This is a genomic window from Muricoccus vinaceus (assembly GCF_042433125.1).
In the GTDB taxonomy this organism is placed as follows: domain Bacteria; phylum Pseudomonadota; class Alphaproteobacteria; order Acetobacterales; family Acetobacteraceae; genus Roseomonas; species Roseomonas vinacea.
The window spans coordinates 1-12879 of the sequence record NZ_JBHLVZ010000003.1 but is presented as its reverse complement, the minus strand read 5'-3'; the positions used below and the strand labels follow the sequence as shown (position 1 = coordinate 12879).

9 protein-coding genes and 1 pseudogene are annotated in these 12879 nt (G+C 60.6%); 2 read left to right on the top strand and 8 right to left on the bottom strand.

The features are described 5' to 3' along the window. The first annotated feature begins 606 nt into the window (after nt 1-606). Entirely contained in the window at nt 607-1335 is a 729-nt protein-coding gene (locus tag ACFFIC_RS06195; RefSeq protein WP_377049298.1) for an AAA family ATPase, read from the top strand. A 178-nt stretch (nt 1336-1513) separates the two neighbouring features. Here ACFFIC_RS06195 and ACFFIC_RS06190 read toward each other — a convergent pair whose 3' ends face one another. The 5 genes and pseudogenes from ACFFIC_RS06190 to ACFFIC_RS06170 all read right to left on the bottom strand — a co-directional run. Continuing rightward, the gene (locus ACFFIC_RS06190) at nt 1514-2590 is read right to left on the bottom strand and encodes a hypothetical protein (protein WP_377049297.1); all 1077 of its coding nucleotides are present in this window, start codon (nt 2588-2590) and stop codon (nt 1514-1516) included. 432 nt (nt 2591-3022) lie between these two features. Further along, nucleotides 3023-3301, bottom strand: coding sequence for a helix-turn-helix transcriptional regulator (locus ACFFIC_RS06185; protein ID WP_377049296.1), 279 nt, complete (start codon nt 3299-3301; stop codon nt 3023-3025). Further along, nucleotides 3301-4347 (bottom strand): hypothetical protein, encoded by a 1047-nt coding sequence (locus ACFFIC_RS06180; RefSeq protein WP_377049295.1) that lies wholly within the window; start codon nt 4345-4347, stop codon nt 3301-3303. Before ACFFIC_RS06180 ends, ACFFIC_RS06185 begins: the two co-directional genes overlap by 1 nt. A gap of 124 nt (nt 4348-4471) precedes the next feature. Further along, nucleotides 4472-4912: a hypothetical protein gene (locus ACFFIC_RS06175; RefSeq protein ID WP_377049294.1), complete on the bottom strand. Its 441-nt coding sequence runs from the start codon at nt 4910-4912 to the stop codon at nt 4472-4474. Nucleotides 4913-6234: 1322 nt separating this feature from the next. After that, a pseudogene (locus tag ACFFIC_RS06170) lies at nt 6235-7239 on the bottom strand (DNA-binding protein); the annotation flags it as partial. A gap of 203 nt (nt 7240-7442) precedes the next feature. Between ACFFIC_RS06170 and ACFFIC_RS06165 the strand changes: the two are divergent. Next, nucleotides 7443-8153, top strand: a complete 711-nt coding sequence (locus ACFFIC_RS06165) for a recombinase family protein (RefSeq protein WP_377049293.1) — start codon at nt 7443-7445, stop codon at nt 8151-8153. A gap of 82 nt (nt 8154-8235) precedes the next feature. Here ACFFIC_RS06165 and ACFFIC_RS06160 read toward each other — a convergent pair whose 3' ends face one another. The 3 genes from ACFFIC_RS06160 to ACFFIC_RS06150 form a co-directional block, all read right to left on the bottom strand. After that, nucleotides 8236-8853, bottom strand: coding sequence for a DUF4145 domain-containing protein (locus tag ACFFIC_RS06160; RefSeq protein WP_377049292.1), 618 nt, complete (start codon nt 8851-8853; stop codon nt 8236-8238). Nucleotides 8854-9228: 375 nt separating this feature from the next. Further along, nucleotides 9229-10680 (bottom strand): hypothetical protein, encoded by a 1452-nt coding sequence (locus ACFFIC_RS06155; RefSeq protein WP_377049291.1) that lies wholly within the window; start codon nt 10678-10680, stop codon nt 9229-9231. 1181 nt (nt 10681-11861) lie between these two features. Beyond that, a partial coding sequence (locus ACFFIC_RS06150) for a hypothetical protein (RefSeq protein ID WP_377049290.1) occupies nt 11862-12879 on the bottom strand: 1018 nt, incomplete at its 5' end.

Genomic DNA, 12879 nt, shown 5'->3' with positions numbered 1-12879 from the left:
TGGCGCGCCGTGCGGGCAGTGGTGCCCGCGCCGGGTGCCTCTCCGGCGACACCAGGGGCAAGTAGTGAACTCGCGACCGTCCTCGAACTTGCGGCGGCTGCCGTCGATCGGGCGGTGCGGGCACGTAGCAGGCCGCGAAGTCGGGTTGCGTCTGGGGAGCGGCAGCGCGCCCATCGTGGCCTGCGGGCTGCGCTCTGGGCCCTTGCAACGACGCTCCGATCAGGCGCCGGGATGAAGGTGCCCGATCTGTTCGGTCCCATCGTGGACGCCCCTGCTGGTCTGGGGGAGGACCCTGCAGCAAAGGCAGGTGGGGTCGGAGAAGGTGGCGGGCACGACGGGCAGCCTGCGCAGCGGGAGCAAGCCCCATTCGCTACCCTGCCGGCTGCGCCACCGGGATGGGAAGAGCCCGCCCTGGAGGGTCTCGGGTGCACGGAACCCCCGGAGAGGGCCGTAGCACCGCAGGCGCGAGACGCCATCGCGCGGCTCGACAGGCAGGATCGGGCACGTCTCGGCTATCTGGAAGTGCTGGCGGAGCCCCTGCCACTCACGCCAGTCCGCGCCGGCCTTGAGGCACGCCTGGATGCCCTCGGGGCGGAATTCCCGAACATGTCGGCCGCCATCGCTCGCCTGCGCGACGAGGTGCGCCTGCGCATCGCGACGGGTACGCCGGCCCTCTCGCTGCGGCCGCTGCTGCTTGTGGGGCCACCTGGCGTCGGTAAGACGCGGTTCGCACGCCGGCTGGCCTCCGCCCTCGACCTTCGCTTCGCCGGCATGAGCTTGGCGGGGGTGAGCGACTCCCGAGCGCTCGAGGGCACGGCCAAGGGCTGGGGCTCGGCGCATCCCTGCTGGCCATTGGAGGAGATTGCGACGCTCAGGGTTGGCAACCCTCTCCTATGCGTCGACGAGGTGGATAAGTGCGGGCGTGACGGCCGCAACGGCGATCCTCTCGCCGTGCTGCTGGGGTTCCTGGAACCCGGCTCGGCTGCGGTGCACCGTGACCCTGTGCTCGGAGCACCCTGCGACCTGTCGGTCATCTCCTGGATCCTGACCGCCAATGACGCCACTCGGTTGCCCGGTGCGCTGCTGTCGCGCCTGCGCGTGGTCGAGGTGGAGCCACCGCCCGCGGGGGCGTTCAGGACAATCCTTGCGGCCATCCAGGGCGACCTTGCCGAGGAACTCGGCTGCCCACCGGAGTTCCTGCCCCGGCTTGAGGACGCCGATCTCGACTGGCTGGAGGGCAGGTGGCGTGCGTCACGGAGCCCACGCATCCTGCGCAAGCTCACCGAGCGCCTGCTCGGCGCCGCCGCGGCGCGGTGTCCTCTCGTGCTGAACTGATGCGTCTTGTTTGGGGCAAGCCGCTCGGGAGGATGCGGCTGGCCGTGGCTCGCAAGAGCGGTCAGGACGCCTATCGCCGGCGCCCTGGATGGTACCACCATGGAGCCATGGTGGTACCATGATGTCCCTACGGTTCGGCCCTGTCCGCCCTCGCGTCGATGGCTGCCAGGACGATCCCTTAGTCGGTTTTCACTAAGGTTTCCCCCAGAGGTGCGACCATGGGCACATGGGATATCAGTTTGCACACACCGAGACATACGCTCGCCGGATCTCGCGCCTCGCTGGTTCTGGGGCGCGTACCACGCGTCAGATCTTCGCGGAAGTTGGGCGGGAGCCAGCACATTGCGAGCACGTGCTCGACCCGTCCCGCCCGGTCGTACTGTACGGCATGCCACCCGAGCAGGCTGAGGCCGAGCACGACCGGCTCGCTGCCGAGGCGCGTACACCAGCGGGCCACCGCATCCGGACCGACCAGCGGACCCTCTACACCGAGGTGCATTCGCATCCTCGACCGCCATCCGAGGTGGACCGCCCGGACGTCCAGGATTGGCTGCGGCGGATCACTGCAAGCCGGGTGGAAGCAGTCCGGGCGCGAGGGGGGCAGGTGCTCGGGGTTTGGCGGCACGTCGACGAGCCGTACATCCACGTCCACCTCGCCGCGGTAGCGCGAGACGATCCGCAACTCCGCGCTGACCTGCTGCATGACGGCCGCCGGGTGCAAGCGGAAGCAAGGAGCAAGGGGGAGGACAGAAGGGGCCAGGCACGCGCCTATCGCGCTGCCATGCGGGCATGGCAGGACGAAGTCTACCGGGGGGTGTCGGCGATGTGTGGGCTCGCCCGGGTCGGGCCTCGGCGGCGACGCCTGACGCGCGCCGGCTGGCACGCGGAGCAGCAGGCGCTGGGAGCCGTCGCCGACGGGCTCCGCCGCGCTGAGGCGACGTTCGCCGAGGCCAACGAGCGGTGTGCGAGGGCCGGTGCAGCCCAAGCCGAAGCTGCGCAACTGCAGACTCGAGCGGACCGTCAGCGAGTGCTCCTCACCAGAGCTGCCGAGGAACTCGCTCAGCGGGGCGGTGCGCTGAACCAGCGCGAGCACCGCCTCAAAGCGCGCGAGGATGGGGTCGCGGAGGCGGAAGTGCGCCTTCGGCGAGCCGGCGAGCTTATGGCCAGCGTGTTCTCTGCAGCCCGGCAAGTCCTCCACGACCATCTGATAGAGCATCCCGATGAGGCGGTACGACGCGTTGCGCGTGGGCTGCATGAGGGCATGGTCGCTGGACTTAGGGCGCCCGACCCGCAAACTGCTGCGGAGATCATCAGTACAGGATGGCAGATCCCTGAGACCGAACCGACTCTTCCACGGCCGCCATGAACAACGCCACCGTCTGAACTGCGGCTCGTCGGCGTGGGACATTCCTCGAACGAGGCAGAACTGCGCATTCCGACGAACGCCAAGCGAAGCTTCTGACGCAAGCCGGCCCGTCTTTCTGGGGCATTCCAGCTGGACCTGAGTAGCCGCGGCTCGCGAGCAGTCGTCCACCGACAGCAGGGTTGTCCCTAGTGGCGCCGGGGACCACTCCTCTCCGGCCAGATGGAGGGGCTCTTGCAGGCCATTGTGCAGGTCGGTGCAGGTCGTGCTTGGTGAAGTGATCCGTGTCGGTGGTGGTACAGGGTAGCCGCCCGGCTGTGTGATCTAAGCCCGCACCGGCAACCGGATTTCCTTGCGCCGCCCCGTGAGCTCGCGGCGGATCGCGCCAACCTCTTCCAGGGCTGACAAGATCCGACTGATCCGGGCTGAATCCACCTTCAGCTCCTCGGCCAACTCTGGCGCACCAATCTCGCACAGGCCGTCTTGCGTGCAATGTTCACGCAGGATCGAAAGCGCGAGGCGTGCATCCCTGTATTTTCCGGCAGGCATCGGGGCGGCAGTCAGTGCCCGGATTGCTGACGTGTAGGCGATATCTGCCCTCATCAGTCGGACCTCCTATTGTAACCACGCGCCATGGAGCGTCGGATTCTGTCCTCCTCCGCGTCCTGCATACTGGGCGACACGTTTCGCAGACGCCGGTTGACCTCCTCAGTCCTTCGGTCAACTACATGCGGAATGAAAGGCTGCCTCACGGGCTGCGCTGCGGGCACATCGCTGGCGCATATATCATCGCGGTCAGCGTCAGGGTCCCAAGCCTCAGCCACGTCGCTGTCGTCATCTATGCCGTTCACCAACTGGTGGAACCGCAAGACCGCTCCGGCGTGGGCGGTGCGTGTGCCGCGGTAAACCCCCTCCGGGGTCAGATGGATCGCCGCCCTGCGCCCAATCCTCTGGCGAGAGATCGCGCCGGCGGCCTCCAGGTAGCGCAAACTTTTAGACAGCTGGGGCGCGGTAATTTTGCACTGCGTCGCGAGGGCATCCATGCCGACCTCGGACAGAGAACTGGTGTGATCTCCGCTCAGGCCGACATGCCGAATTAGCCGCAGCAGAACCATTGTTGCCAACCCGGCTTGCGCTGGCGTCGGGCAGATTTCGAGGACCCGGTCGTGCATCGCATCCTGATATGCGTCGCCCAGCAGCTTGAAGGCGGCCATCAGGCGATACTGGATAACCGGTCGCTGAACGGGCGCGGCGAGGCGCAGGCCGCGGGCATGACCAGCAATTACCTCACCGGCATGCTCGTTCGGTGCTAGCCGGGCGGCCCGGGCCGTTTTGGCTGAAAGCTGGTGCAATTCGAGCGACAGGATATTGAGCCGGCCCTCGCTCTGGGCGCGCTTCTGCTCAGCCGTCGCAGCAATCTCAGAAAGGCCTCGCATGCCGAAGGCCTTCCGAGGCTCCGGGCGCGCAACGCCCTGCGTGATGTGCCAGACCTTCCGGCGATTCACGCCGTGCTGCTTGGCCTCGGCCTCAATCTGCAGCTGGTGCAGCTCGCCCAGATCCGGGTCCTCCCGGAAAATCTGGCGCAGCTGGTTAAATTCGGTGCGAGTTACGTGAAAACGTTGGCGTTCCGACTTCGAAAAAATTGGCACCTGCCGCCCCCCTGGAGCGGCCGAACCGCTGTCTCAGGAACAATCATATACCCGGACATCAAGAAAACTCAAATCCCGTGCGCAAAAAATCTGAAATTTTTCGCTTGAAAACACTCCTAATTGCTCAGGCGTGGTGGCGGGCGGACTCAGCCTGGGCGGAAACGGGCCGCTGGACGGGCAGGACCACCACGTTGTCCCCACTATGCGCTACCGCCGCCGGCTCGCCCGGTTCCGGGTCCTCGGAATTGCCAGCCGAAGCAAACCAGCACAAGGCGTCCGGCTCTGGCAGGAAATGCTGCCTGCCTGCAGCGTCACGACGCGCCCAGACGATCCCGATTTCGAGGAGCATGGCGAGGTAGTTGGCGACCGTATCGCTGGGTAGCTGCAGCTCCCTGGCGAGCTGCCCCAAGGATGCAGTCATGTCGGGGCCGCGCAGTTGGAAGCGACGCTCAATGGATGTTGTGATCGACAGCGCTATAGCAAAGGCGGCGCTGCGCGGCCGATTTCCCACCTGACGGCGAAGGGTGGCCAGAGCACGTCGGTCGAACTGCGCGTGAGCCCTCATGCCGCCAGAATCCCTTGCCACGAACCAAAACCCAGCATTTTGTACCATCGGTTTCTTAACCCGGGAACTGTCCGAGGGTTGTGCCTCCAGGGCGCCGACTGAGAGGGCAGCTGCCGTCTGGGTGGGAGTGCACGCTTATCTGGTGGATAATGGTGTACCCCGCTCTGGATAAGTATTCTGGCCCTACATTCGCGAAACTTTGCTGAACCCATCATCGAAGTGTCATTCCGACAGGTGAGGGGAACACATAAGCAGAAGTATAAAAAAAGAAGGGCCTTGAGGGGAGACGCTGAAAAGAGCAACGAACCTGCAGTCGGCAGTGACGATGGTAGGGGTGGGGGTGCATGGCGGGAAAAGGAAAGTGCAGATAAGGGGGCTAGGAGCACGCAGGAGCCCCGAAGGGTGCTCCGCACGGGAAGACCACACCCCGCCTAGCCTACGAGGCTGTAGACCCCCTGAAAACGCTTTGACCGCGAGTTCGGCGACGATGAAGCGGTAATCTTCTCGCCCGGGATGCCGGCAATGCTCGTGGGACTGCCCATGGTGTATCGCCGGGCAGAGATGAAGGATGTCACCGACAAACTCGTCGCGGCTCAGAGAATGGCAGAGCGTGGGGGGGCCGAGGCAAAGCATGGAGGGAGCGGGAGGCCGGATGGGCAGAAGCTGGCGCCCGACAGCCGCTGGAAGGTACTGCGCCAGCAAGGCGAAAAGATCCAGCAAGCTGCTCAGCGCAGCGAACAAACCAACCACACAAGGCGCCGGTCAAGCCGCACGTCGGGCGCACCAGGACGGCTGAGCGCTGATGCTGATGATGACGGCACCTCAGAACGGTAAAGGCTGGAGCAATCTGCCATGAGCCAATCGCTAACTCAGCGTCGGCCAAGCTCGGTCGAAATGTTCAAGCAACGCCATCATCCTTTGGATCTCTCCCTGGCTTTGCGGAATGCGGCAAGCACGAAGCGACACCGTCAATCGGCGCCGGACAGCATGATTGAAGGTGCTGATAAAGGGCCGCAGCTGCAGCAGTGGCATCATCCGCCACACCCTCCGCGACAATCTTCCCTCCAACACGGAGGGTCCAACTGAGAAGCGGGAACCATTCGTAACTGGTCACAACCCAGATCTTCGGCCTTCCACGTCCCTGACCACGGAGCTCGTAAGATGCCTCGCAGCCTTGGTAGATCTCTAGCCGAGCAGCGTTGACACGTTTGGTCGCCAAGTGGCCGTCTAGCGAGGGGCCGCCGTCGCGCGGCGGGCTGTGGACTATGGACTGGCGAACATTCCAGCCCTGACGCTCAAGCGCGTCAAAGCCCAAATCGTAATCAAACGGACCCACGGACGGGTTCCCTCCTGCGAGTAGTGGATCGGACCGGTGTTGCCTTGGCTGCGGCGGCGGAGCCATCGGGATCCACCGCCGCACCCTGAGTGGTCGGAGGCCGTGCCAAAGGCTCCTCAAGAGCGGTAGCCCGCGCCTCCGCGGCGCCCGCACGCTCAGCGTCTGCACGGGCCTGCTGAATGGCTGTATCGCGGCCTGCCTCGGCTGCGACGGCCGCGGCGTTAGCACTCGCTCTTGCTTGCTCTGCAAGCGCAACCTTGGTTTGTGAGTCTGCGACTTCTTCTGCGCGGCGGGTGAGCTGTAACTGCAGTCCCTCCATCTTCTGAACACCATCCTTCAGTTCAGATCGCAGCACCTCAGCAGTTTCCGAAGCTACCGCAGCTTCGGCCTTCGCAGCTTGCAACTGGTCTTCAAGCTCCACGATCCTTGCTGTGGCTTGGGTAACAGAAAATTGGAGGGCCGCCGCTTGGGAGATCTCTGTATCGAGTCTAGTCCGTAGGTCCTGGGCCTCGGTAGACGCTGCCGACAGCCTCCCGGCCAGTCCGGAAATCTCACTACCCTTGCTGGCGACCTCCTGGCGGAGCAGGTCTACAAGCGCGCGTTCTTCCGCAGTCTCGTTTACGGCGTCCCTTACCTGCGCCTCCTCGCCCGCCTGGATCGATTGAATCTCCAAGTTCGATCGGCGGCGCCCTGTCTCCACAGCGGAGGCTGCAGCCTCGACGAACATTTCTGGCAGCCGATCAAGGGCAGTCTGCAACGCTCCGATTGCATTGGTCAGCGTTGTCATGAGCGGCCTAGCGGCTATGGGCATGTCGTCTGCTTGTTGAGCCGTGTCCAACGACGGTGACTTAGCTGCGGCTGCATTGCGTTGACGCTCCTTCCAGCCTCGCACCAGGGGCGTGAGCTTGTTGGGAGACCCGCCTCCGAGAAGTTCGCGTACGCGATCAACGGTAGGTCGTTCGCCACGAACAGCGATTGCCACGCACGCGGTGTCAACTTCTGCCTCTCTCGTCGTCTGACGCCATCACGGGTCTTCCTCGATGCTATCAAGATAATACCACATGAAGGATGATGTAATATTACTAGCCTGATAATATTATGCCCATATTATTTTGAGGCCGAGAGACGGTTTCACGTCTCTTCAAACGAGCGTTTGGAAGTGTGAAAACGGCGTGCAGGAGGTATCCTCGACCCATGAATGCCGCTGCTGGACCTCGGTTCGTCGCCTACTTTAGAGTCTCTACCGACAAGCAAGGGCGCTCCGGACTGGGCTTGGAGGCCCAACGTGAAGCGGTCGCGCGGTACGCAAGCTCAGCTGGGGGTGTGGTCATCGCGACCTTCGAAGAGGTCGAGAGCGGCCGGAAGAACGATCGTCTTCAACTCAGCCTAGCCATGGCCGAGTGTCGGCTTCGGAACTGCATGTTGCTGATTGCGAAACTAGATCGTTTGGCTCGCGACGCTCATTTTCTGCTTGGGCTGAAGAAAGCTGGCGTCGAATTCATCGCGGCCGACATGCCGTTTGCCAACCGCCTCACCATTGGTGTCATGGCTCTTGTGGCAGAGGAAGAGGCCCGGATGGCCTCGGCGCGTACAAAGGCGGCGCTGACAGCAGCGAAGGCGCGGAGCATCAAACTTGGGAACCCGCAACTTCGCCCAGGCAATGCGGTCGGAGCCGCAGCGGCGCGCAACGCTTACGCGAAGAAGATAATCCAGAGATCGGCAGAGGTACTCCCCTATGTAGCCGCCGCACAGCGCGCAGGGGCGACCACTCTTCAGGAGATAGCGAATGCGTTGACGGCACGCGGCGTCCCCACGCCAAGCAGAGTGTCGCCGACCTGGCGGCCAGAGCAGGTGCGCAGGGTGCTCAGGCGGCATGGAACCGCGAAAGACAAGGTAGAAATATGATTAATTTTCTTCAGAGGTAGCGTAAACACAAAAATTATCTGATTCATGCAAACTAATTACTCTTAATTGGTTTCCGACCCCTTTATTTTTTCCGTCTGAATGGCTTAGGGGGCACAGTACCTTTCATTTTTAAAGCGTCCTCGTCAAGCTTCTTTCGGCGATTTGGCTGTACGAACGCATCAAAGATGAAGTGCTCTAGAATGGTCATGGTAGTAGCAAGATCGTTGGCAGTAGGTTTCCAGCCGCGATGAGCGGATGCGTTTCCTGCCTCAACGGCTACTTCCAGGCGCTTGCGATCGACTTCTCGAATGTGCTTGGCTTCCATAAGCGCGTCGAGCTTTTCAACGAACGTTAGAGCCGGATCAACTTCCAACAATTCTGAGGCCACGTCGAAGCACGTCCGGATGCCAATAGCTGAGAGCATAGGAAGATTGCTGTTCAAGGCGCCGTATAATTCCATCATCGCGGTGTGAAGCGCGTCTACATCTTTCACGCCGCTGATGCTATTATCTCCTATCCACTCAGGCTTATCGCGTTTGGAAAGAGCGGGCCAGTAGTCGTACATATGCTCCAGTTCATAGTGCTCCTGGCCGTCTTCGTCATGATGACTGTAAGCTTCCGACCATGTGTCGTCAGTCTGAGCAAAAACATAGTCGCACTCCTTACATTGAAGAATGTACCAGTCGGTGCGCCCCCACATGCCATCCTCTGAGTAGCTGGTACGATAATGGCCTCGGACATCGCAGTTTCGTTGTCCTCCACACCGAGAACATTGGGCCTTTCGGCTATTTCCAACTTCTGATGACGATTCGTGCATTCCTCAGTGTTACCAAAGCACCAGCCGATCTACCAGGGGGCCTAGACTGCATTCCCAAGCAGCCATCGAAGCCGCTCATTGCTGCCCCTCGTACAACCAGGCTCCGGGTCTCGGGTCTACCCCAGACAGTGATAGACGTACTAATGAGTCCTGCAGGCGGCGCAGAGCCACACTCAGCGAAGCGAGCATGGCGAGCGCCGGCGAGAGATCTTACGCTTTACGCAAAAACAAGTAAGAACAAGCGAATTTTATAGAATTTTACAAACCAAAAATTTTGCGCATGACATCGATAGACGGTGGCGAAGCTTTAATGTCATCATAAAGTTGAGTGGTGGATCGGTGCAGATGAATAATGCTCTTCAGCAGCCAATCCAATGTCACAAACTCAGCGGCGATTCGACCGATTGGATGGTATGGTATATAACTTAGTCCCTCGTTTGTTGCACCGGGTTTTTCTAGCGGACGAACAGTCCAGAAAGTGGCAGAATCTTCTATTACGCTGAAATCAAGTCCATTCTTTCGCATTATTTCAGTAACTAAATCCAGATCAAGAATGATAGTGATGAAAAGTTCGCCAGCATAGAAGCGGGTAGCAACATCAGCATCTACCAAAGTGAGCACGAAAGGCAAATAACCTTGATGTACTTGCTTCATCTGGTTGACCTGAAAAAACATGATGCGACGGCCAGTAAATTCTCGCATAGTTGATTCTATCGAACTGTTCGGACAGTACCAATCAGTAAGCCAATAGTGCAAACCGGGCTCAACCTCCTCGATAATCGAGCTTCCAGGTTCCAACGATGCAGCCAAGCGGGTCACCTTAGACCCATGGTCCACAATATCATTGTGGGCTTCTACCCGCCGGCGAATGCCGTGTTCCTCAATTAGCTCATCAGTCCTCAGGTAATCAGAAATTTTTGTCATGGCCTCCATTTGCCGCTGCAGTCGAGCAAAATTCCCGCCTCGGCCAGACTTGGCTTCAATCATCATAGGAGGCCTGTTTGGGTGAAACACTGTCAGATCGGCATGACGTAGAGTGTGCGTGAGATCATGGAGAACTGCGACCAAGCCCAAATGAAAAGTGTGGCGAAGAATTGAGCGTTCTAGTCGGGCACCCCGTTTGCCGGTAATAAAGCCCGGTGCAGGATGGAATGCGAAATTCTTTAGGTCGAAGCGATCTGCGTAGATAAATGCGATTCCATCGCCAATTGACTTGAGGGTTACTATCCAGCCTTTCTCGGATAGTACAATTTTCTCTTGGTCAGCCATCGCGCTACGGATTACTAGCACTTTTTGGCGATCATGATTGCGAGCTTTCAATTCGTTTTTGAGTTGTTTAACCTGCGCGCGTTTCGACTGAATTACACGCTCAGCACGTGTAATCCGGCATAGAAGTTCTTCCTGAATTTCAAGGGCTAGGTATTTTTCTCCCCACACATCGTTCTGCAATCGATGAAGCTTTACTATTATGGCTCTGAGCGCACGTCGACGAGAGGATTGCACTTCTATCCATCCTAGAGGTGTTTCGGGTGTCCTAACTGAACTCCAAAGCGGCTCGTCGGGACGTCTGACTAAATCTTGTGGTCTCGCAGCTACCGCAAATGCGGGAGCGACTGTCCAGACAGCTCTGACCACTCCACTGCTATAGCTTTCCCGCCTCGCGCCGACATTGGGCTGACCAAGTGTCAATAATGGGCCGGTATCGGACACCTTGCGGCATTTCTCTCTCTTGGGCCGTCAGGGAAATCTCTGCTCGTCCCGTGTTCCTGTCGATGTCGATTTGCCAGCGGCCTGGACTGTTTTCAGGGCCGTACGCAACGGGCAGGTTCACGGTAATTCGGTCACGGGTATAGGTTTGAACCTCGGCGTCACGGGTGCTGCCAATTCGTGTGCTGTCGACGTGCCGGATGGTTGGCTTCCGAAAGGGGACAACAGCCTCTTCTACAATCAGGTCGGTGGCCGGGTTGCCTGGTATGGCACCGACACAATGGAGCCGGAACTCTTCGGCCGCATGGCAACTGCTCGAGCCACTGGCCATTGCCAGTGTAGAAGCAAGCGCGCAGGTCGTGGCTCGAATAACCATTCTTTTATCGGGTCATTTGCAAGAACTAGAGTCCCATAGCGCGATAGCAGCCCGCTCTCGCTTGCTCCTCCGCGGCGCTCGAGTTGATTGCACCCACTAGAGCAGAGCCTAGAATCCCTGCGCGTGGGGAGTAGGGCGTGTACACCCCCGCTCCAACAGCCGAAGCTTGCGCATCGCAAGCCGCACGGGCAGCCGAAAGCCGGGCAGCCTGATCTTGTACTGCAAGGCTTCCCAACCGCTCCCGGCGCCTTTTCTCGATCAGGTCCGAAATGCGGGCCTCCTCAACAGCAATCCGTTGTTCTCTAGCCTCGACGAATTCAGGGCGGGACCGACGGCCAGGAACCGGTGAGGGAGGCTCGGCGTCAACGTTTGCGATGGCGGCTCGCCGAACGGCCTGAGGATAGTCGGGGGAGTTGGTCAGGGCACGCTCGAGGAGTTCACGCTCCTGGGCTGTGTGGGCCGACCGTCGATCAAGGTCAGCGGGGTCTTCTGGCGGTAGCGATACCCCTCGCGCCTAGCTTCGTTCTCGGCCATAGCGCGCCGGATAGAAGCCATGGTTTCCGGGCTCGTATCGCTAGGCGCATCATACGTCCGAGACGTGTACGGCGTTGCAGACGTATTTGGCCCGCTGCCGCATGCCACCAGCATAAGCACCGGGAACACTGCAATCTGGCGCATGTGCAACCCCTTAGCAGCGGAAGAAAGAAAGGAGGGATCGGGCCACCCTTGCTAAGATCCGCCCCTCCTCGATCTGGCTCAATTCGGGAGGACCGGCCGCGAAAAAATAACCAGCCGAACTCGAAAACGATCAGGGGAGCGGGAACCGCTCCTTCAGTTTCTCCACCGTGGAGCGCCACTTCGGCGTTGTCGGGCGACAAACCGTGTTCTGATTGCCAAAGAGACCGATTTCCTTGACAGCTTGGTCAACAGGTACCGTGTGCAGCCACTTCACCGGCACAAAGTAGTCACAGCGCTCCGGGTCATCCACCCGATCCCGGTGATAGTGGCCGCCCTTGGCGACATCGAGGACAGGCACCTCGACTCCCTCGGAAGTCTTTACCTTAAAGCTCTTGGCAGGCTCCGGAGTGCCCATCACCATGCCGACGCCAACAAAGCCATGAGCCGGCGCCTTCACCCAGATGCGGTCGCCAGGATGCAGGAGGTTGAGCGTCTTGCTGTACCAACTTTCGCCGCCTGCACTGATGAAGCTGTACTTGACGGCATCATCCCAAGACCGCTCGGGGCCGGTTCCGAAAGAAGCGTAGAACTCGCCGTTCCAGGGTTCCGCTGGGGTACCAGGGGCTGGCTTTGCGTCCACGGCGATTTCAGCTGTGGGATCCCTCAGCCAAGCGCGGCTGAGCAACTGCTGCCCCCCCTGGCTGAAGACCTGGAAGCAGAGCACGTTTATGTCGATGCCGCGCCTAGCTAGGTACTCGACGATCCGCTCTGAATCAGCGTCAAGCGCCGCAGCGACGATGACGATCTGGTGGTCGCTGTTCAGCTGGTCCTCGTCCAGCGGCTCGCCGAAGCGCGCCTGGAAATCGGCGGCGAGGCTGCGGCCAGAGGTAAACCGGCCATAGATGGCGGCGATCTCGTCGGGCTGCAGGCCCTCTACCCAGCTTGCGTAGTCGAGCGCCTGAGCAACTACGTCGCGCGGGGTACGATCGCGCTTGATTTCAATGAGGATGAGGCTGCCGTCGGGGGCGATGGCCAGCAGGTCGATGCGGCCGGCGTGCAAGGTGCGTTCCTGCCGGCCGATCAGCTGTACCGCCCGCAGTTTCTGAGACACCTGAGTGAAGCCTATGCGGCGAGAGCCGCGGGTGAAA

Excerpts from the sequence above, each read along its gene's own strand:
- ACFFIC_RS06195 (WP_377049298.1), top strand. The coding sequence starts at position 607 with ATGTCGGCCGCCATCGCTCGCCTGCGCGACGAGGTGCGCCTGCGCATC.
- ACFFIC_RS06190 (WP_377049297.1), bottom strand. The coding sequence starts at position 2,590 with ATGCAGCCCACGCGCAACGCGTCGTACCGCCTCATCGGGATGCTCTAT.
- ACFFIC_RS06185 (WP_377049296.1), bottom strand. The coding sequence starts at position 3,301 with ATGAGGGCAGATATCGCCTACACGTCAGCAATCCGGGCACTGACTGCC.
- ACFFIC_RS06175 (WP_377049294.1), bottom strand. The coding sequence starts at position 4,912 with ATGAGGGCTCACGCGCAGTTCGACCGACGTGCTCTGGCCACCCTTCGC.
- ACFFIC_RS06165 (WP_377049293.1), top strand. The coding sequence starts at position 7,443 with ATGAATGCCGCTGCTGGACCTCGGTTCGTCGCCTACTTTAGAGTCTCT.
- ACFFIC_RS06160 (WP_377049292.1), bottom strand. The coding sequence starts at position 8,853 with ATGTGGGGGCGCACCGACTGGTACATTCTTCAATGTAAGGAGTGCGAC.